Source organism: Mycolicibacterium canariasense (genome assembly GCF_002101555.1).
Taxonomy (GTDB): Bacteria; Actinomycetota; Actinomycetes; order Mycobacteriales; family Mycobacteriaceae; genus Mycobacterium; species Mycobacterium canariasense.
The window spans coordinates 1-19,670 of sequence record NZ_LQOL01000023.1; the positions used below are offsets into that span (position 1 = coordinate 1).

Annotated in this window: 18 protein-coding genes; 8 read left to right on the top strand and 10 right to left on the bottom strand. The window is 70.3% G+C overall.

The annotated features are described in order from the left end of the window. Nucleotides 1–415: lipoprotein LpqH (locus tag AWB94_RS02830; RefSeq protein WP_085122209.1), on the top strand; the 415-nt coding region annotated here is incomplete at its 5' end. 61 nt (nt 416–476) lie between these two features. Further along, a complete protein-coding gene (locus AWB94_RS02835; protein WP_062658672.1) occupies nt 477–1,148 on the top strand; it encodes a DedA family protein in 672 nt (223 codons plus the stop codon). A 2-nt stretch (nt 1,149–1,150) separates the two neighbouring features. Here AWB94_RS02835 and AWB94_RS02840 read toward each other — a convergent pair whose 3' ends face one another. The 7 genes from AWB94_RS02840 to AWB94_RS02870 form a co-directional block, all read right to left on the bottom strand. Next, on the bottom strand, nt 1,151–2,266 hold the full coding sequence (locus AWB94_RS02840) for a glycoside hydrolase family 76 protein (protein WP_062658673.1): 1,116 nt from the start codon (nt 2,264–2,266) through the stop codon (nt 1,151–1,153). 25 nt (nt 2,267–2,291) lie between these two features. Beyond that, nucleotides 2,292–2,936, bottom strand: a complete 645-nt coding sequence (locus AWB94_RS02845; RefSeq protein WP_062658674.1) for a TrmH family RNA methyltransferase — start codon at nt 2,934–2,936, stop codon at nt 2,292–2,294. Further along, nucleotides 2,933–3,829 carry a hypothetical protein gene (locus tag AWB94_RS02850; RefSeq protein WP_062658675.1) on the bottom strand — a complete coding sequence of 299 codons (897 nt, stop codon included), beginning with the start codon at nt 3,827–3,829 and terminating at the stop codon, nt 2,933–2,935. The genes AWB94_RS02845 and AWB94_RS02850 overlap by 4 nt, the downstream gene beginning before the upstream one ends. Then, on the bottom strand, nt 3,830–4,615 hold the full coding sequence (locus AWB94_RS02855) for an SDR family NAD(P)-dependent oxidoreductase (protein ID WP_062658676.1): 786 nt from the start codon (nt 4,613–4,615) through the stop codon (nt 3,830–3,832). Beyond that, nucleotides 4,612–5,433, bottom strand: a complete 822-nt coding sequence (ttfA, locus tag AWB94_RS02860; RefSeq protein WP_062658677.1) for a trehalose monomycolate transport factor TtfA — start codon at nt 5,431–5,433, stop codon at nt 4,612–4,614. Before ttfA ends, AWB94_RS02855 begins: the two co-directional genes overlap by 4 nt. Before the next feature lie 174 nt (nt 5,434–5,607). Beyond that, nucleotides 5,608–8,154, bottom strand: coding sequence for an ATP-dependent chaperone ClpB (gene clpB / locus AWB94_RS02865; RefSeq protein WP_062658678.1), 2,547 nt, complete (start codon nt 8,152–8,154; stop codon nt 5,608–5,610). A gap of 112 nt (nt 8,155–8,266) precedes the next feature. Beyond that, a complete protein-coding gene (locus tag AWB94_RS02870; protein WP_062658679.1) occupies nt 8,267–11,134 on the bottom strand; it encodes an FAD-binding and (Fe-S)-binding domain-containing protein in 2,868 nt (955 codons plus the stop codon). A gap of 53 nt (nt 11,135–11,187) precedes the next feature. Between AWB94_RS02870 and AWB94_RS02875 the strand changes: the two genes are divergently transcribed. The 3 genes from AWB94_RS02875 to AWB94_RS02885 all read left to right on the top strand — a co-directional run bounded on the left by AWB94_RS02875 (nt 11,188) and on the right by AWB94_RS02885 (nt 13,019). After that, the gene (locus AWB94_RS02875; protein WP_062658680.1) at nt 11,188–11,928 is read left to right on the top strand and encodes a GntR family transcriptional regulator; all 741 of its coding nucleotides are present in this window, start codon (nt 11,188–11,190) and stop codon (nt 11,926–11,928) included. 61 nt (nt 11,929–11,989) lie between these two features. Further along, nucleotides 11,990–12,607, top strand: a complete 618-nt coding sequence (locus AWB94_RS02880) for a CYTH domain-containing protein (RefSeq protein WP_062658681.1) — start codon at nt 11,990–11,992, stop codon at nt 12,605–12,607. A gap of 16 nt (nt 12,608–12,623) precedes the next feature. Further along, nucleotides 12,624–13,019, top strand: coding sequence for an Rv0361 family membrane protein (locus AWB94_RS02885; RefSeq protein WP_131805374.1), 396 nt, complete (start codon nt 12,624–12,626; stop codon nt 13,017–13,019). Between the two features lie 4 nt (nt 13,020–13,023). On the opposite strand, the gene AWB94_RS02890 is transcribed toward AWB94_RS02885, so the two are convergent. Beyond that, nucleotides 13,024–13,527, bottom strand: a complete 504-nt coding sequence (locus tag AWB94_RS02890; protein WP_131805375.1) for a putative antibiotic biosynthesis monooxygenase — start codon at nt 13,525–13,527, stop codon at nt 13,024–13,026. Between the two features lie 153 nt (nt 13,528–13,680). Beyond that, nucleotides 13,681–15,081, bottom strand: a complete 1,401-nt coding sequence (locus AWB94_RS02895; RefSeq protein WP_062658684.1) for an amidohydrolase family protein — start codon at nt 15,079–15,081, stop codon at nt 13,681–13,683. A gap of 77 nt (nt 15,082–15,158) precedes the next feature. On the opposite strand from AWB94_RS02895, the gene AWB94_RS02900 reads away from it, so the two are divergent. The 3 genes from AWB94_RS02900 to AWB94_RS02910 all read left to right on the top strand — a co-directional run bounded on the left by AWB94_RS02900 (nt 15,159) and on the right by AWB94_RS02910 (nt 17,976). Continuing rightward, nucleotides 15,159–15,827 carry a GAP family protein gene (locus tag AWB94_RS02900; RefSeq protein ID WP_062658685.1) on the top strand — a complete coding sequence of 223 codons (669 nt, stop codon included), beginning with the start codon at nt 15,159–15,161 and terminating at the stop codon, nt 15,825–15,827. 92 nt (nt 15,828–15,919) lie between these two features. Further along, nucleotides 15,920–17,068, top strand: a complete 1,149-nt coding sequence (locus AWB94_RS02905; protein ID WP_062658686.1) for an FAD-binding oxidoreductase — start codon at nt 15,920–15,922, stop codon at nt 17,066–17,068. 14 nt (nt 17,069–17,082) lie between these two features. Beyond that, the gene (locus AWB94_RS02910) at nt 17,083–17,976 is read left to right on the top strand and encodes an aldose 1-epimerase (protein WP_062658687.1); all 894 of its coding nucleotides are present in this window, start codon (nt 17,083–17,085) and stop codon (nt 17,974–17,976) included. On the opposite strand, the gene AWB94_RS02915 is transcribed toward AWB94_RS02910, so the two are convergent. Then, complete coding sequence (locus tag AWB94_RS02915; RefSeq protein ID WP_084395374.1) at nt 17,969–19,669, bottom strand: diol dehydratase reactivase ATPase-like domain-containing protein; 1,701 nt, start codon at nt 19,667–19,669, stop codon at nt 17,969–17,971. The genes AWB94_RS02910 and AWB94_RS02915 overlap by 8 nt on opposite strands. Nucleotide 19,670: the final 1 nt, after the last annotated feature.

Consider the following 19,670-nt stretch of genomic DNA (forward strand, 5'->3'; position numbering starts at 1 on the left):
CGCACCACCCCCACCGCCACCACCGCCGCCGGCCGTCGCCCCGACTCCGGTACTGGCCACCGACCTGCCGCCCGGGCAGGCCCAGCTGATCGTCAACGGCCGCGACGCCGGCCCGATGGGCCCGGTGGTGTGCTCACATCGGGACGGCTTCAGCAGGTACACCATCGGGGAGACGTCGCTGGGGGTGACCGTGGTGATCACCGACGACGACGTGCCCTCGGTCCGGTCGGTGACCATCGGTGACGCCGGCGGGGTGTCCATCGGCTACGACGCCGACGTGTCCGAAGATCCCCCCAAGGCCAGCCGCAACGGTGACACCCTGACCGTGACGGGCGCGGGTGAGGGCACCGACTCGACGAACCCGGCGCGCATCGTGCCCACCACATACGCGATCGCGGTGTCCTGCCCGCCGTAAAAATCCCCCAGGTCGCTGCGCTCCCGCCCGCCGTACAATTCCCCCGGTATCTTGGGGCCTCATGACCACCACCCACCTGGCGCTGATGCCGGATTTCCTCGACCCGCTCAAGCTGATCGAGCAGTTCGGCACCTGGGCCCTGGTGGGCATCCTGGTCGTCGTCTTCGTCGAATCCGGTGTGCTTTTCCCGATCCTTCCCGGTGACACCCTGCTGTTCGTCGCGGGCATGCTGGCCGCCGGCACCGCCGCGCAGAGTGCGGCGGTGGACACCAACTTCGAGCTGTGGCAATTGCTGGTGTTCATCCCGGTGGCCGCCGTGCTCGGCGGCCAAGTCGGCTACTTCGTGGGCCGCTACCTGGGCACCGCCATGTTCAAACCGGACGCCAAGGTGCTCAAGCAGAAATACCTCGACGAGGCGCACGCCTTCTTCGAGCAGCGCGGCCCGTTCGCGATCGTGCTGGCCCGCTTCGTGCCGATCGTGCGGACGCTGGCCCCGATCACGGCCGGCGCGGCGAAGATGCAGTATGGCGTGTTCACCCTCTACAACATCATCGGCGCCGTGTTGTGGGGTGTCGGCCTGACGCTGCTGGGCTACGGGCTGGGGCAGTTCGAGATCATCCAGAAACTGCTGGAGCCGATCTTCATCCTGATCGCCGTGGTGTCCCTCGCCCCGATGATCTGGGAATGGTACAAGCGCCGCAAAGCCGCCAAGAAGGCCACCGACAACGCCTGACGTCAGGTCCGGTCGGCCGCCGTCGGCGCTTCGAGGGCGTGTGCGGCTTCCATCAGCATCCAGCCCGACAACTGCACCGACAGATCACGCTCGGGGATCTCGGAAGCGTTGACCGCACCCTCGACGAACTCGGCCTGTTTGCCGCCCGGCGTCGGCACCTCGGCCGGGCGGTCCCAGAACGCGCCGAACAGCGGTCGGCCGTCCACCGTCTGCCGGTTCGCCCACGCCGCCTCGGCGGATGCGAGCACCAGCTCCCGGGCGGTCGCCCGCGCGGTGACATCGTCGGCGGTGTCCCCGGGCAGTCCGGTGGCCACCAGCGTCAGATACCGGGCCAGGATGGCATTGAACAGGCCGCCGTCGCCGCCGCCCGCACCCTGGATGACCCCGTCGGTGGTCATGTGCTCGCGAACCGCGGCCACCAGCCGGTGCACCCGCGCCGCATGCGCGGGGTCCTGCGTGCGGGCGGCCAGTTCGGTCTCCAAACCCAGCACCACACCCTGGCAGTAGGTGTACTGGGCGCGCACCAGGGAGCCGGCCTTGACGCCGTCGAACACCAGGTGGGTCTCCGGGTCGATCAGCGTCTGGTCGATCCAGTCGGCCATCTGCTGCGCCCGGCGCAGCCGGTCGTAGCGGGTCAGGAAGATGCCGGCCGGGCCGTTGGCGGGGGCGTTGAAGAACTGGTCCTGTTTACGCCACGGGATGCCGCCACCGTCCTCGGGCACCCAGGCGGTGAGGAACTGGTCGGCGAGCTTCTTGCATGCACTCGGGCGGTGCACCCCGGCAAGTCGCCCGGCCCGTTCCAGCGCCAACGCCAGCCACGCCATATCGTCGTAGTAGTCGTTGGTCCAGGTGACGTTGCGCAGATGGTGACCGCGGATCTGCCGGGTGATCATCGAAATACGCTGTGGCGCAGGGTCCCTCAGTTGCGCGTCGATCAGGCAGTCCAGCAGGTGGGCCTGCCACCAGTAGTGCCAGGTGCCGAACAGCCGCTGTTTGCGGGCCGCGGGCCAGGCGACGACGCCCAGCTGGGTGCCCGGCACGCCCCACAGTCTCCTCAGGTGCCGCTCGGCAATGGCGGTCTCGGCACTGGCTGCGCGGTCGGCCCACACCTGATCCATACCTAGATCCTGCCTCAACCGGGCCCTACCAGGCCGCCGTTATGTCGGCATGGGTGCGGATCCAGGCGTGCATGGCGATCCCGGCGGCCACCCCGGCGTTGATGCTGCGGGTCGACCCGAACTGCGCGATGGACACCGTCATCCGCGCACCGGCGCCGGCTTCCGGGCTGATGCCGGGGCCCTCCTGGCCGAACACCAGCAGGCAGTCCCGCGGCAACGCGGTGCTTTCCAGCGGAACCGAGCCGGGCACGTTGTCCACGGCGACGACGGTCAGCCCGGCCCCGGCCGCGAAGTCCAGCAGCCCGGCGGTGCTGTCGTGATGCTGCAGCCGCTGGTAGCGATCGGTGACCATGGCGCCGCGGCGGTTCCACCGACGCCGGCCCACGATGTGCACGGTGTGCACGGCGAAGGCGTTGGCGGTGCGCACGACGGTCCCGATGTTGGCGTCGCTGCCGAAGTTCTCGATCGCGATGTGCAGCGGGTGCCTGCGTCGATCGATATCGGCGACGATGGCCTCGCGGGTCCAGTACCGGTAGGCGTCGACGACGTTGCGGGTGTCGCCGTCGCGTAACAACTCCGGGTCGTAGCGGGCAGCTTCATCTCCGGAGGGCAGCGGCCCCTCCCACGGCCCGACGCCGGGGGTCTGGCCCCACTCGGTCGGGCCGGTCATTTGGTGGTCCACAGCCCCGCGTGCGTGCCCACCACCGACACCGTCGGGTACAGCAGTGCGGCGTTGATCTCACCCTGCGTGCACATCGAGGCGCGCACGGCGACGGCATCCAGGCCGGCGTCCGGCAGGATCAGCAGCGAGGACCCGTAGGCCGAACAGGCATGGGACAGGCCGTTTCCCGGCAGGGTGGGGCCGGTGAGCACCATCAGCGGGCCGCCACGGCCGGCCGAGTCGTCGCGGTAGCGCTGCGCCGTCCCGTCGATGGACAGGCCGATCAGCATGTAGCCGTTACCGGAGAAGGCCGTCGGATCGCCCAATGCGGCCTCGGTCAGCTGGGTGCCGTCGGCGCGGAACGCGTCGACGCTCGTGGAGTGCAGCACCAGCCCCGCTTCGCTGTCACCGGTGGGCATCAGGCCGACCGGGAACGCCGCCGGCCAGGCCACCGTGGTCTTCGGGATGCGTTCCTCCGGCGAGTACAGGTACACCCCGCGGACCTGACTCTGGTCCCGCAGCGGGCCCAAACACACTGTGCCGCTGAGGTGTTGGGGGTCGGTGGCGGTGACCGGCCGCAGGCTCAGGCTGGTCGCGTCGGCGCAGCCACCGATGGCGTTGGACTCGATGGGATGGGCCAGCGCGCCGTACAGGCCGAACCGCAGGCTCTCCGGTTTGACGTGCGGGCCGCCGGCCTGGGCCGGGGCGGCGTCGATGTCGACGAGCACCCGGTCACCGTCGAAGCGCAGATTGGCCACCGAGACGTTCCAGCCGAGCAGCGTCAGCGATTCCCCGATCCGGGCCTGCTGCGCACCGTACGGGCCGCCGGGGGCGTCACCGCCGGAACACGCCGCCAGCAGCAGCACCGACAGCACGGCCGCTACCGTCCGCTTCACCCGCATTCAGGTCCGCCCGCGGCCCTTACCGACACGTTTGGTGAAGGTGCGCACCAACTTTCGCGGTGCCAGCCGGCTGGCCGTGGTCAGCACCTTGTACTGCACGCCGGGCACGATCACCACCTCGCCCTTGGCGACCGCCGCCAGGCAGTCACGCACCACATCGGGCACCTCCAGCCAGAACCAGGACGGCGTGCCGGACATCTCGATGCCGGCGCGGTCGTGGAACTCGGTGTGCACGAAACCGGGGCACAATGCGTGCACGCCCACACCGGTTCCGTCGAGGCCGTTGGCCAGCCCCTCGGAGAACGAGATCACCCAGGCCTTGGACGCCGAGTAGGTGGACCCCCGGCCCGGCAGCAGCCCGGCCACGCTGGCCACGTTGATGACGGTGCCGGTGCCCGCCGCCAGCATGGGCGGCAGCGCGGCGTGGGTCAGCGCCATCACGGCGGTGACGTTGACGTCGAGCTGGGATTGCAGCGTCGCGTAGTCGGCTTTCCAGAACTCGCCCGAGGTGCCGAAGCCGGCATTGTTGACCAGTACCTGCACCCCGGCGGCCAGCCGGTCGGCCACCGTGCGGCGGCCGACTTCGGCCGCCAGGTCGGCGGGTAGCACCTCGACGCTGACACCGGCATGATCACGCAGTTCGTCGGCCAGCTGTTCCAGCCGGTTGGCGTCCCGGGCCACCAGCACCAGGTCGTAGCCTTCGGCGGCGTACCGGCGGGCGAAACCGGCGCCGATACCCGACGTCGGCCCGGTGATCAGTGCGACGGGATTGGCGGGGCCGGTCACCGCTGATAGTGCGGAGCTTGCCGGCCATTGCGCAGCGGTGCGCGCTGGTCGACATAACGACTCACGTCGGCCCGGCCGGGCGGCAGGTCACCACGACCGGCGGGCAGTTCGGCCGGCCGGGGCAGCAGCGGGCGGCTCGGCGACCCACCGCGGCGGGCGAGCGCGGGCTGACCGGCGTGCACCCCGACGCCGTTGCGGCCCGGCTGCGGAATCGGCGGCAGCACGCGCAGCAGGTCGTTGAACTGCCGGACGGTGCGCAGGCCTTCGTCCCACTGGGCGCGGCTGCTGGTGATCGGCATGGCGACCAGCGTCCAGTTCTGCTCGTTCCACATGATCTCGGCGCAGTCGGGCGCGGTATGGGCGAACGTCACCATCCGACGGTCGCAGGCGCGGCGGGCGGCGTCGAGGTTGGTGGAGTACACCATCCGCGGGCCGATCGCGCCGAGCAGCCAGATATCGCTCTCGCGGGGCTCCTTGATGTCCTTGAGCCGCAGGTCGACGACAACGTTCGTGCCGACCTTGCGATGCAGGGCGATCACGGTGGCGACATCGTCGAGATCGAAGATGAACACGGCCTCACCGCGGATCTGGCCGAGCACCACGTTGCGGGCGGTGACGTGCTCGCCGACGGTGGACATCACACCGCGCTTCCAGCGATCGAGGATTTCGCTGGATTCGTGCTCGTAGTCGAAGCCATGCGACTTCGCCCACGACTTACGCCGCCGGCCCAAGCCGCGCCGGCGGTCGATATCGACATACAACAACACGGCCGCCCCGGTGAAACAGAGCGCGGACAGTGTGAACCAGAGAGGGACCATTGGGACCTAGCGTACTTCCTGGGACCCCTCTACCGGGAACTCGTTGCGGTCACAACCCGATTACTTGCGCTGATATTGCGCCTCACCAGACACAGACTCCCGCATTTCCGGGTGGAAATGCGGGAGTCTGTGTCGTCGGGCGGATGCCCGGGGTCGTGCTCGGCGGCGGGACGCTCAGCCCAGGACCAGGCTCTCGCCGTCGGCGCTGAGGTTGACCGGCACCACGTCGCCGTCGTGCACGTCACCGGCCAGCAACAGTTTGGCCAGCTGGTCCCCGATGGCCTGCTGCACCAGCCGCCGCAGCGGACGGGCGCCGTAGACCGGGTCGAAACCGCGCTGGGCCAGCCACTGCTTGGCCGGTAGCGACACCTCGAGGGTGAGGCGACGCTGCGCCAGCCGCTTCTGCAGCTGGGCCAGCTGGATGTCGACGATGGACACCAGCTCACCGGGCTCCAGGCCGTGGAAGATGATCACGTCGTCCAGGCGGTTGATGAACTCCGGCTTGAACGCCGAGCGCACCGCGGCCATCACCTGTTCCTCGCTGCCGCCCGACCCGAGGTTGGACGTCAGGATCAGGATGGTGTTGCGGAAGTCGACGGTGCGGCCCTGCCCATCGGTGAGCCGGCCCTCGTCGAGCACCTGCAGCAGTACGTCGAACACGTCCGGGTGGGCCTTCTCGACCTCGTCGAACAGGATCACCGTGTACGGCCGCCGGCGCACCGCCTCGGTCAGCTGACCACCCTGGTCGTAGCCGATGTATCCGGGCGGGGCACCCACCAGGCGGGCCACCGAGTGCTTCTCGCCGTACTCGCTCATGTCGATGCGGACCATCGCGCGCTCGTCGTCGAACAGGAACTCCGCCAGCGCCTTGGCCAGCTCGGTCTTACCGACACCGGTGGGACCGAGGAACATGAACGAGCCGGTCGGCCGGTTGGGGTCGGCGACGCCGGCCCGCGACCGGCGCACCGCGTCGCTGACCGCCTGCACGGCCTTGCGCTGGCCGATCACCCGCTTGCCCAGCTCCTGCTCCATGCGCAGCAGCTTGGCGGTCTCACCTTCCAGCATCCGTCCGGCGGGAATGCCGGTCCACGCCGACACCACCTCGGCGATGTCGTCGGGTCCGACCTCCTCCTTGAGCATCACGTTCTCGCGAGCCTCGGCCTGGGGCAGCGCGGCCTCGAGCTTCTTCTCCACCTCGGGGATGCGCCCGTAGCGCAGCTCGGCGGCCTTGGCCAGGTCGCCGTCGCGCTCGGCCCGCTCGGATTCCCCGCGCAGCGCCTCCAGCTGTTCCTTGAGGTCGCGGACGACGTCGATGGCGCCCTTCTCGTTCTGCCACCGGGTGGTCAGCTCGGAGAGCTTCTCTTTGTGGTCGGCCAGTTCGGCGCGCAGCTTCTCCAGCCGCTCCTTAGACGCGTCGTCCTCTTCCTTGGCCAGCGCCATCTCCTCGATCTCGAGGCGACGCACCAGGCGCTCGACCTCGTCGATCTCGACGGGCCGCGAGTCGATCTCCATCTTCAGCCGGCTGGCGGCCTCGTCGACCAGGTCGATGGCCTTGTCCGGCAGGAAGCGCGCGGTGATGTAGCGGTCGCTCAGCGTGGCCGCTGCGACGAGCGCGGAGTCGGTGATGCGTACACCGTGGTGCACCTCGTAGCGGTCCTTGAGCCCGCGCAGGATGCCGACGGTGTCCTCCACCGACGGCTCGCCGACCAGCACCTGTTGGAAGCGCCGCTCCAGGGCGGCGTCCTTCTCGATGTACTTGCGGTACTCGTCGAGCGTGGTGGCACCGACCAGGCGCAGCTCGCCACGGGCCAGCATGGGCTTGATCATGTTGCCCGCGTCCATGGCGCCCTCGCCGGTCGCACCCGCGCCGACGATGGTGTGCAGCTCGTCGATGAACGTGATGATCTGGCCGGCCGAGTTCTTGATGTCGTCGAGGACGGCCTTGAGCCGCTCCTCGAACTCACCGCGGTACTTGGCGCCGGCCACCATCGACCCCATGTCCAGGGACACGACGGTCTTGTCCCGCAGGCTCTCGGGCACGTCGCCGGCCACGATGCGCTGGGCCAGACCCTCGACGATCGCGGTCTTGCCGACGCCGGGTTCACCGATGAGCACCGGGTTGTTCTTGGTCCGGCGCGACAGCACCTGCACCACGCGACGGATCTCGTTGTCCCGGCCGATGACCGGGTCCAGCTTGCCGTCGCGGGCGCGGGCGGTCAGGTCGGTGGAGTACTTCTCCAGCGCCTGGTAGGTGCCCTCGGGGTCGGGGCTGGTGACCCGCGCGCTACCGCGCACCTTGGTGAACGCATCCCGCAATGCCTGCGGGGACGCACCGTGGTTGGTCAGCAGTTTGGCCGTGTCGCTGCTGCCGGTGGCCAGGCCGACCAGCAGGTGTTCGGTGGAGACGTATTCGTCGTCCATCTCGGTGGCCAGCTGCTGCGCGGTGGTGATGGCCGAGATCGACTCGGGCGAGAGCTGCGGTTGCGAACTGGAACCGCTGGCACTGGGCAACCGGCCGACGAGGCGCTCGGCCTCGGTCCGGATGGTCGCGGGCTCGACTCCGACCGCTTCGAGCAGTGGCGCGGCGATCCCGTCGTTCTGGGTCAGCAGCGCCATCAACAAATGGGCCGGCGTGATCTGCGGATTGCCGGCGGCGGTGGCCGCCTGCAGCGCCGAGGTCAGCGCCGCCTGGGTCTTCGTGGTCGGGTTGAACGAGTCCACGACACCTCCCTTTCCCTGTGGAGAAAATGCTTGTCGTGATGTCCAACGTAGTCAAGGTTGAGTCTGTTCCGCTCAAGTTTGACTTTTTTCGATTATTTTCCCGCCCCGCCGGTCAGGTCCGGGCCACCAGCCGCTCGGCGAGCAGCTGCGCCAGGTGCATCCCCCGGCGATCGGCCAGGTCACCGAGCTGGGTGCGGCAGGAGAACCCGTCGGCCAGGATGGGCGTCGCAACGCCGGCCGCCCGCACGGCCGGCAGTAGCTGTTGTTCGGCCACGGCGACCGATACCTCGTAGTGCCCCTTCTCCACCCCGAAGTTCCCGGCCAGGCCGCAGCACCCCGCAAGTCTGGTCACCTCGGCGCCGGCCGCGCGGAGCAACTGGGCGTCGGCAGCCCAGCCCAACACCGAGTGGTGATGGCAGTGCGGCTGGGCGAGCACCGTCGTACCCGCCATCGCCGGCGGCTGCCAGCCCCGCGCGGCGAGCAGTTCGGCCAGCGTGCGGGTGGCGGCGCCGACCGCCTCGGCGTGCTCGCCGCCGACGAGTTCGGCCGCGTCGGATCGCAGCACCGCGGTGCACGACGGTTCCATCCCGAGCACCTGGACCCCCCGCTGCGCGGCCGGTGCCAGGGCGGACAGGGTGCGCCCGAGGATGCGCCGCGCCGCGTCGAGCTGGCCGGTGGAGATCCAGGTCAGGCCGCAGCACTGCTGCCTGTCGGTGAGCCGCGGTCGGTACCCGGCGTCCTGCAGCACGCGCACGGTGGCGATACCGACCTCGGGCGAGAAGTAGTTGGTGAACGTGTCGACGAACAGCAGCACGTCGTCGGCACCCGGCGGCGCCGTCGCGTCACCGTCCGAACTTGCACCGGAAACGTTGCGGCGGAACCATTTCCGGAACGTCTCGGGCGCGAAGGCGGGAACGGACCGACGCGCGTCCACCCCGGCCGCGGTCAGCACCGCCCGGCCGACACCGGGCAGCCCGATCGCCGAGTTCGCCAACCGGGGCGCCACCGCGGCCGCCTTCGCCCACCGCGGCAGCCAGCCCAGCGAACAGTGCGAAGCGGGACGGACCCGGTGCCGGTAGCTCTGGTGCAGCACCTCGGCCTTGTAGGCGGCCATGTCGACGCCCGTGGGACAGTCCGAGGCGCAGCCCTTGCACGACAGGCAAAGATCCAGTGCCTCATGCACTTCCGGCGACCGCCAGCCGCCACGCACCTGGCCGCCGTTGACCATCTCCTGCAGTACCCGGGCGCGGCCCCTGGTGGAATCCTTCTCCTCCCGGGTGGCCGCATACGACGGGCACATCACCTCACCGATCCCGCTGTTGTCCGCGCGGCACTTGCCCACCCCGGTGCACCGGTGCACCGCCTGGCTGAAATCACCGTCGTCGTGCCGGTAGGCCAGCGCCAGGTTGTGCCGCAGGGCCGGGGCGGCGGGCACCCTGAGGTCGGCGTCCAACGGAGCGGGCCGCACCACCACACCGGGATTGAGCAGATCGTCGGGGTCGAAGGTGTGTTTGACCGCGGCCAGCAGCGCCAGTGCGTCCGGCGAGTACATCAGCGGGAGCAGTTCCCCGCGGGCCCGGCCGTCGCCGTGTTCACCCGACAGCGATCCGCCGTAGCCGGCCACCAGGGCGGCGGCAGCGAACACGAAATCCCGGAACACCGCGGTGCCGCCGGGGCGGTCCAGCGGCAGGTCGATGCGGATATGCAGGCAGCCCTCGCCGAAATGGCCGTACGGCATGCCGGTGACCCCGAATTCGGCCATCAGCGCGTCGAAGTCGCGCAGATAGTCGCCGAGCCGGTCGGGCGGCACGGCCGCGTCCTCCCAGCCGGCATGCGCCGGACGTCCGGCGGGACTGCGGGCGGCCAGGCCGGCTCCGTCGGCCCGGATCCGCCAGAGCGCGGCGGCCCGGGCCTGATCCTCGACCACCAAAGCATCGACGGCGCCGCAGGTTTGGGCCACCTCGACGGCGCGCTGCCGCGCCTCGTCGATCGTGTCGCCCACCACCTCGACGAAAACCCAAGCCGCACCGGCGGGTAACGGCGGGACGGCGCCGGCGCCCTTGCGCTCGCGCACCACGTCGACGATGCGCGAGTCGATACCTTCGCACGCCGACGGGCGGTGCGCCACGATCACCGGGGCGGCATCACCGGCCGTCGCGATATCGGGGTAGCCCAGCACCACCAGCATCCGGTGGGCGGGTTCGCGCACCAGATGCACCGTCGCCTCGGTGCACACCGCGAGGGTGCCCTCGCTGCCCACCAGCAGCCGGGTGACGTCGAACCCGTTCTCCGGCAACAGGTGTTCCAGGGAGTATCCGGATACCTGGCGGCCGAACCTGCCGAATTCGGTGCGGATGGTGGCCAGCCCGGACCGTGTCACGTCGGCCAGCGCGTCGAGCACCGGCGCGGCCGGCCGGTCGCCGCCGTGCCGTCCCGACACCAGTCGCAGGTCTTCACCCGCCGCGGTGAGAACCCGCATGGCGGCGACGTTGTCGGAAGTCCGGCCGTAGCCAAGGGCCCGGGACCCGCAGGCGTTGTTGCCGATCATCCCGCCGATGGTGCAGCGCGACAACGACGACGGGTCCGGTCCGAAACGCAGACCGAACGGCGCGGCCGCCCGTTGCAACACCGCCTGCACCAGACCGGGTTGCACCACGGCGGTGCGGGCGTCGGGGTCGACGGCCAGCACCCGGTTCATGTACCGGCTGAAATCGAGTACCACGCCGGTGCCCACCGCATTACCGGCGATCGAGGTACCACCGCCGCGTGCGGTGACGGGCACCCCCCGCTCCCGGCACACCCGTAGGACCGCCGCCACCTCGTCATGGTCGGCGGGACAGACCACCGCGGTCGGGATCACCCGGTACAGCGACGCGTCCGAGGAGTAGGCGGCCCTGCTGGTGGCGTCCACCCGGACATCGCCGATCCCGGCGGCCCGCAGGGCGGCACGCAGCGCTTGCACCTCGGTCATTCCTGGCATGCTACGTGAGTCGTAGCATGCCAGGAACCGCCCGGTCTTGCTACAGTGCGGCCATGGCCGGTCCAGCTCGGGAGGACGACGGGCTCGCACTGGCCCCGCTGCAGGGCACCGGCCGGCGCGCCGAACAGGTGATGGAGGCGGTGCGCACGGCCATCGACGCCGGCACCATGCGCCCCGGCGTCAAGTACTCGGTCTACCGCCTCGCCGATGCCCTCGCGGTATCGCGCACCCCGGTCCGCGATGCCCTGCTCCGCCTCGAGGAAGTGGGGCTGATCCGGTTCGAGGCCCGGCAGGGCTTCCGCATCCTGCTGCCCGACCCGAAGGAGATCGCCGACATCTTCGCCATCCGGTTGGCCCTCGAACTGCCCGCGGTCGGCCGGGCGGCCACCGTCTGCGACGCAATACTGACCGCGCAACTACGGCACCGGATGCAACTGCTGCGGACCGCCGCCGACGCCGGCGACGAACGCACCTTCGCCCGGCACGACCACCTGCTGCACGACGACATCCTGGCTGCGGCCGGAAATGCCCGCGCCAGGGCGATCATCGGGTCGTTGCGCGAATCCACCCGCCTGCTCGGCGCCACCACCGCCGACCGCGACCGCAGCCTGTTCGACATCGACGCCGAACACCGGCCGGTGATCACCGCCATCACCGAGAACCGGCCGGACGCGGCCGTCGCGGCCATGCGCCGCCACCTCACCTCGACCGGGCAGCTGCTGGTCGCCCAGGCCATCCGCGACCAGGATTCGCCGTTGGACACCGCGACCGTGTGGGCGCGGGCGGTGACCTGACACGGGGTGCGCCGCGGCGCGAATCAGGGCATTCTTCGACGTCGCGGGCTAGCGTCTTGTTATGTCCGGCTACCGGGATTTCGAATTCGAGCGGAAGTTCGTCGTCGATGAACTGCCCGCCATCGCAGCATCGGACCCCAGCCCCGCCCTGATCGTGCAGGCCTACCTGTTCGCCGCCGACGGGTACGCGGTGCGCGTCCGGGTCCAGGGCCCCGCTGTCGCCGAACCGGATCGGGCTCCCGCCGACCTGGTGGCGGCGCTGGGCGACGAGTCGATCGGCACCATGACCGCCAAGGGCCCCGCGGCCGGCGGCACCCGTTACGAAGCCGAACGCGAGCTCGACCCCATGGTCGCGGGCCAGATCGTGCAGCGCGCCGAGCACGTGGTGGCCAAGATTCGCTATTCGGTGTGGCTGAACGAGGACGGCTGGATCCTGGACCGCTTCCTGGGCGCCAACACCCCGCTGGTGCTGGCCGAGGTGGAACGCGGCGGGCCCGTGGTCGATCTGGTGATCCCGGATTTCTGCGTCACCGAGGTGTCCGAAGACGATCGGTTCCGCAACGAGTACCTGGCACACCGGCCCTTCGGCGGATGGGCGGATGCCTACCGGCGCGAGTTCGCGGCGCAGGGACCGACGTTCATCGCCAACCTGGGCCAGAACCGATTCGGAGCGACCTGACGTGCGGGTGGCCCCGGTGTTGGTATCTGCGGTGCTGTGTTCGGCCATCGCGCTGACCGGCTGCACCCGGCAGACCTCCGGCGCGGCGGTCCCACCACCGGGACTGACGGCGCTACCCCAGTCCGACGAGGACCGGATCGCCGAGCTGGTCGACCGCTTCGAGCAGGCATGGAACGACCGGGAATTCGCCCAGATGCGAGAGTTGATGTGCGCCCAGATGCGTGGGCAGCGTGAGTTCGGCGAGGACAGCCTGCGCGAGGCTCGGTCGGAGTCCGGCCGGCTGGATCTGGAGATCACCGACCTGGAGATCGGCGACGCCACCGCGACGGCCGTGATCGAGAACCACGGCGAGGACCCCGACGACATCGCCTTCGAATACGAGGGCGGCGAATGGAAATGGTGCGAGTTCTAACCGTTCAGCCCGCATAGTCCCAGAACTGCAGCCAGGTGATGCTGGCGAACACGGTGAGCGTCACGGCGTAGACCGCGCACACCGCCGCGGCCCCGCGCAGGCTGATCGCCCCGCTTCGGCCTTCCACGGGATCCAGCCGGCGCCGCATCCGTGCCACCGCGAACGCCATCAACAGCCACTGCATCAGGGACACGCTGGCCACCTGGCTCAGCCACATCGCCAGCCAGGGCTCGGCGCCCAGCCGGTCGAGCACCGGACCGAGAAAACGCGCCAGCAGCATCACCGTCGGGTACAGCACCATCAGCACGAGCATCGCCGTCTTCCAACTCGGCGTCATCTCGGTCTTGCCGTTCTCGAAGCGCACCGTGGTGCCCAGCGGGGTGGTGTGCGAGAAAGTGGAAAAATCGTCGTCCAGCGCCGACCGCAGGGACGGCAGCGCCGCCATCCGTTGCCGGGATTTCAGCCAGCCGGACAGCAGTTTCTCGGTGCGGAACCGGATCAGCGTCATCCACTCACCGCCCGGCCCGGTGGCCGGGAACACCGCCGTGCCCTCGTAGCCGGAGAAGCCGGCGCCGGCCGTGGTCAGATCGCCCTGCGCGGCGACGAAGTCGGGTCGGCGGGACGGTGAAAGACAGTGACAACGATGGCACTCATGACATCCTCACGGGTTCAGGTGACGGCCCTGGACGTAGACGGCAGTGACCGACGATTCACGCAGCCCCATCAACAGGGCGAAAAGTGTTTGATCACGCGCCAATTGGGGTTCGGCCGAGCGGATCCCGGTGGTCAGTGCGGCGGACAGCGCCGGGGTTCGGGCCGGGTCGACGACGACGAAGTCGGCCTCTTTGCCGACGTCGAAGTTGCCGAACCGGTGCTCCATGTCCAGTGCCCTGGCCCCGCCGAGGGTGCCGAGGAACAGCAGCTCGCCCGGATGCAGTGAGGTTCCGGCGTCCCCGGCCTCGGAGATGTGCACCTTGAACGCGTCGCCCAGCACCCGCGGGATGAGCCATTCATCGCCGCCGCCGAAATCCGTGCCGGCCGAGAGGTTCACCCCCGAAGCGACGGTGCGCCGCCACGGCATGGTGCCCGACCCCAGGAACAGTTGTGATACCGGGCAGTGCGCGATGGAGGTCCCGGTCTCGGCCATCCGGGCCAGCTCGGCGTCGGTGCAGTGCACGGCGTGCGCCAGGATGGTCCGCCGGCCCAGCAGGCTGGAGCCGCCGACGGCGGACCCCGGCAGGAACTTGCCGTCATAGGTGTCCAGGTAGGAGTCCACCCGGTAGGTCGCTTTGGTGACGTCGATCTCCCCGGTGCCGGGGCGATTGTTCTCGTTGAGATGGGTGTGCACGTACACGCCGCGATCGCGCACCGAATCGTAGAGTTCGCCAAGGTTTTTCAGTGTCTGCGCGGTGACCGACAGGGCGAATCTGGGTACCACGGCGACGTGCAGCAGCGCGGTGTCCGGGTCGCCGGTGTCGGCGGCGTGCCACCTGTCGATCTCCGCGCGGGTGAGCCGGATGGCGTCGGCCTCCGAGGTCAGCAGCGGGCCCGCCGAGTCCGGGCCGACGGTCTGGATGCCGCGGCCGCTGACGATGCGCAGCCCGCGCCGCTGCGTCTCGGTGAACAACGCATCCTGGGCGGGTGGGAAGGCCGAGCCGAACACCATCGCCGCCGTGGTGCCCGCCGCGATGCGCCGGTCACAGAACTCGGCGGCCGCCGTGGCCGCGAAGACGGGGTCGGCGAACCGGGCCTCGGCGGGGAAGATGCACTGGGTGAGCCACTCCAGCAACTGTCCGCCACCGTAGGAATCCCCGGCGTAGGTCTGCGGGAAATGGATGTGGGTGTCGACGAAGCCGGGCAGCAGGTAGCCGGGCCGGTGGTCGTGGACCATCGCGGCGGCGTACTCGGACGGGATATCGGTTCTGCTGCCGCAGAATGCGATCCGCCCGCGGCCGTCGAGCACCAGCGCGCCGTCGGGAATCGACACGAGGGCGCCCGGCGACTCGGTGATGGCGGGACTGCCCGCGATGTGGAAGATGTGCCCGTAGTGGATCTGACTCACGGTCTCTAGGGGAACACGGACGCCGGTGGATTGCCGGGCAAGTGGTGCAAACCGCGGTGGATGTTAGGTTCTGCGCTATGTCTGGGAATTTCGGGTCGACGCTGACCGAGCTCGTCCCCCTGGCCCTGGTGATCGCGCTGTCACCGTTGACCATCATCCCGGCCGTGTTGGCCTTGCACACCGCGCGACCGCGCCGCACCGGGCTGATGTTCCTGCTCGGCTGGCTGCTCGGCACGGGGCTGCTGACCGGGATCTTCGTCGAGGTTTCCGATCTGATGGGCACGCTGGACAAACCGCCGGCGTGGGCGTCGTGGCTGCGGATCGCAGTGGGTGCGCTGCTCATCGTGTTCGGTGCCTACCGGTGGTTCACCCGCAACCGGTCCGAGCATTCGCCGGCCTGGATGCGCAAGCTGGCCGATCTCACCCCGGTACGTGCGCTGGTGACCGCGGCGGTACTGGCGGTGGCCAACCCCAAGGTGTTGTTCATCTGCGCCGCAGCTGGTTTGGCCATCGGCTCCGCCGGTCTGGGCAGGGCGTACGCCTGGGTCGCGCTGATCTATTTCGTCGCGGTGGCCGCGTCGACGGTGGCGATCCCGATCCTGGCCTACGCGGTATCCGGCGACCGGCTGGCCCAGCCGCTGGCCCGGCTCACACAGTGGTTGGAGCGCCAGCATGGCGCCCTGGTCGCGGCGATCCTCGTCGTGATCGGTGTTCTGGTGCTGTACAAGGGAATTCACGGACTGTGACGCTCAGGCCGGCGGCGACCGACCGTCCAGGGCGGTCAGGGTGGCCGCCTGTGGTGGCGGGACGGCGAAAGAGCTAACTACACTCGTCGCACGTGGGACTCGACGACCGCGACGCGCTGCACACCCTGCGCACCGCGGTCGATGCGGAGCTGGTCGGCCGGTTCTACACTCGCTGGTTCGCCATCGACACCACCGCGCGCGAGCTCTTCCCGCCCGACCTGGCCCACCAGCGGCACAACTTCGCCCATGCGCTCGGCTGGTTGCTCACCGAACTGATCGCCCAGCGCGCCGACGAACCGGTCGCCTTTCTCGCCCAGCTGGGCCGCGACCACCGCAAGTACGGGGTGGTCGGCGCGCACTACGACACCCTGGGCACCGCCCTGCTGGCCACCCTGCAGGCCGAGCTGCGCGACCGCTGGGACGCCCGGGTCGCCGAGGCCGCCGGGGACACCGTGGCGCTGCTGGTCGGCGTGATGCGCGGCGCCGCCGACGCCGACGGCGGGCTGCCGTACCACGACGGCACCGTCATCGAACACATCCGCGCCACCCGCGACGTCTCGATCGTCCGGCTGCAGCTGGACCGCCCACTGGGCTATCACGCAGGCCAGTACGTGTCGGTGCAGGTGCCGCAGTGGCCGCGACGCTGGCGGTACCTGTCGCCGTCCATTCCGGCCGATCCGGGCGGCGCCATCGAGTTCCACGTCCGCTCGGTCAGCGGCGGCATGGTGAGCACGGCGATCATCGGCGAGACCAGACCGGGCGACCGGTGGCGGCTGTCCAATCCGCATGGCGCCCTGCACGTCGACCGCGCCGCCGGCGACGTGCTGATGGTCGCCGGCAGTACCGGCCTGGCGCCGCTGCGCACCCTGATCATGGATCTGTGCCGCTACGGGGTGAATCCGCGGGTGCACCTGTTCTTCGGCGGCCGGTTCCCGTGCGATCTCTACGATCTGCGCACGTTGTGGGAGATCGCCTCGACCAATCCGTGGCTGTCGGTCACCCCGGTGTCCGAGTTCGCCACCGACCCGCCGTGGGCCGCCGACTACCCGGACGTGCAACCGCCGCGCGGGCTGCATGTCCGCCAGAACGGGATGCTTCCCGATGTCGTGACCCGCTACGGCGGTTGGGGCGACCGGCAGATCCTGATCTGCGGCGGCCCGGACATGGTGACCGCGACCAAGGCGGCGCTGGTCGCCAAAGGTGCTCCACCCGAACGTATCCAGCACGATCCGCTGTACTGAGAGAGGATGCACCGGTGCCAGAGCACATCACCCTGCACGATCCGTCGTCCGCGTTGACGGCCACCTTCGTGCCCGCCGCCGGGATGATCGGTACGTCGCTGGCCGAGCACGGCGTCGAGTACCTGGGCCAGCGCCGTGGCCTGGACGCCTACGTGGCCGACGGTAAGACGATGGGCATCCCGCTGCTGTATCCGTGGGCAAACCGGTTGAGCGCCAACAGCTATGACGTCGACGGGGCGGTGGTGACACTGACCCCGGGCGCCGGCGGGGTGCGCGCCGACGCGAACGGCCTGCCGATCCACGGCGTGCTGGCCGCCTACCCGGGCTGGCTGGTCACCGCCCGCACGGACAACCGGCTGACCGCCACCCTCGACTACAGCGGTAACCCGCGACTGCTGGCCGCGTTCCCGTTTCCGCACGTGCTGACCCAGGACGTCACCCTGGCCGACCGCACGCTGACCATCGCCACCACGGTCACCCCGACGACCGGTGCCGCCGTGCCACTGTGCTTCGGCTACCACCCGTACCTGCAGATCCCCGGTGTGCCGCGGGCCGAGTGGGTGCTGGAAACCCCTGCGCTGCACCGGTTACCGACCGACGAGCGCGGCATCCCCACCGGTGAGCAGCAGGACTGGCCGGCCATGGCGGAGCCGCTCGGTGACCGGGTGCTCGACGACGGTTTCTCCGGTGTGGCCGACGGCGCGGTGTTCGCGTTGACTGGCGGCGCGCACCGCATCGAGGTCACCTACGAGCAGGGGTATCCGGCCGCTCAGCTCTTCGCGCCGGCGGGCGACGATCTGGTGGCAATCGAACCGATGGCCGCCAGCACCGATGCGCTGCGCCGCGGGGACCATGCCGTCGCCGCGGGCGGCCCCGTCACGGCACGCTTTTCGATCCGGGTCAGCTGACCGCAGCGGCCAGGTGCACCAGGCCGGAGGCCACCGCGTACCGGGGCCCGTGGGTGCCGTCGATATTGGCCCGGCCGACCACCGTGGCGCTGCCCGCGGCGCGCAGCGCCTCGCCGACGGTGCGGATCAGCTCGTCGTCCAGTGCGCCACCGCCGGCCAGCACCAGCACCGCCGGCATCCGCTCGAACACGGTGAGGCATCGGACGATGTTCGAGGCCACCGTCGCCTCCTTGACGGCCAGCCGCAGACTGCGCCACTCCTCGGCGGCCAGCGTGCGGGAGAACGGCACCAGGCCCGCGCTGCCGCGGGTGCACAACCGGCCGATCGCATCGGCGCTGGCCGGTGTGTCCAGGAACACCCGGCGGCCGTCCTCCTCATGAGCCAGGTGCGGCCCCTCGACGCGCAGCGCCGGGCTGCGCTTGACGCGTTCGGCCAGCGCCCGCGGGATGTTGAGCACCCGGGTCACCGCCGAGGTGATGGTCTCCCCCGCCCCCGCGGCGGTCACCGTCCGGTCCGGCCCGATCAGGTCGACCGTGCCGCCGCCGATGTCACACACGATGACATCGACGGGCAGACCGGGCGTGGTGAGCGCCCCGCGGGCGGCCGCGGCGGGTTCGGCCGCCAAGGTCTGCGCCGGCCGGCCGGTCAGCTCGGTCATCGTGTCGGCGGCATCGGCGACGTGGTCGGCAGCCAGCAGCGCGACGACGGCGCCGCGGGTCTCGGCCACCCCGCGGCGCAGCCAGGCCCCGTCGTCGATGGTGGCCAGATCGGTGAAATAGGCGTCGTCGACGGCGATGCCGTCCTCGGCGGATTTCAGCGACCGTAACCGGACCCGCACCGCGGTGCCGGGCGCTTCGGTGCGCAGCAGCGGGTAGGCCTGCTCGGGGGCCAATCGCACGGTCTCCCCCGCGATCCGGCAGTCGACATAATCATCGTCGGTCGCGGGCGGTTCGGGTGCCCGGGTGCGTCGGGTCACCGCGATGGCCGGCGCGTCGGCCAACTCCCTGGTGAACTGGGCGACCCAGGGCAGCTCGGCGGGATCGATCTGCAACGCCGCGGCCAGGGCGATGGGGTCGGCCAGCGACCGGTAGGCCCGGCCCTCCTGCACCACCTCGACGGCGATCAGCACGTCGGGTTCCAACAGGTCGGTGTCGGCCTCGTCGACCACCGGCACCCGGACCGGGATCCGATTGGCGATCAGCACTGCGTCGTCCTGGGCGGCCAGCACGCCGACGATGGTCCACCCCGCGGCCACCGCATCCGAAATATGTTGGGCGGCATCCTCGTAATCGATGTCCGGCCCGACGGAGACCACCACCGGGTGCGGCGCGGTGGGGCCGGTCAACGCGTGCACCGGGACATGGCGCCCGACGCCGTAGCCGCTGCCGGCCGGGGTGCTGGCATCGGGCCGGCGCAGGCTGATCACCGGCGACCGGGGTGAAGCGGCCGGCGGCAGCGGCGCGGTCGCGGTGTCCACCGGACGGATCGCCGAGAGCACCACCCGGTCGGCGGTGACGCCGGCCGCCACCTCGACGCGGGTCAGCAGCGCGGCCGCGCCCTCCAGGGAATCCCGAGATCCCTTGCGGCCCCGGGTCGGGGCCTGGCCGTGCGCGACGGGTTCGGCGCGGCCGCCGTCCACCCGGGCCAACACGATCTCGGTGGTGTGGTTGCCGACGTCGATACCGGCGATCACT

Coding starts and splice junctions, on each gene's coding strand:
- AWB94_RS02890 (WP_131805375.1), bottom strand. CDS start 13,527: ATGACGCTGATCCGGTTCCGCACCGAGAAACTGCTGTCCGGCTGGCTG.
- AWB94_RS02835 (WP_062658672.1), top strand. CDS start 477: ATGACCACCACCCACCTGGCGCTGATGCCGGATTTCCTCGACCCGCTC.
- AWB94_RS02840 (WP_062658673.1), bottom strand. CDS start 2,266: ATGGATCAGGTGTGGGCCGACCGCGCAGCCAGTGCCGAGACCGCCATT.
- AWB94_RS02900 (WP_062658685.1), top strand. CDS start 15,159: ATGTCTGGGAATTTCGGGTCGACGCTGACCGAGCTCGTCCCCCTGGCC.
- AWB94_RS02850 (WP_062658675.1), bottom strand. CDS start 3,829: ATGCGGGTGAAGCGGACGGTAGCGGCCGTGCTGTCGGTGCTGCTGCTG.
- AWB94_RS02870 (WP_062658679.1), bottom strand. CDS start 11,134: ATGCCAGGAATGACCGAGGTGCAAGCGCTGCGTGCCGCCCTGCGGGCC.
- AWB94_RS02845 (WP_062658674.1), bottom strand. CDS start 2,936: ATGACCGGCCCGACCGAGTGGGGCCAGACCCCCGGCGTCGGGCCGTGG.
- AWB94_RS02880 (WP_062658681.1), top strand. CDS start 11,990: ATGTCCGGCTACCGGGATTTCGAATTCGAGCGGAAGTTCGTCGTCGAT.
- ttfA (WP_062658677.1), bottom strand. CDS start 5,433: ATGGTCCCTCTCTGGTTCACACTGTCCGCGCTCTGTTTCACCGGGGCG.
- AWB94_RS02875 (WP_062658680.1), top strand. CDS start 11,188: ATGGCCGGTCCAGCTCGGGAGGACGACGGGCTCGCACTGGCCCCGCTG.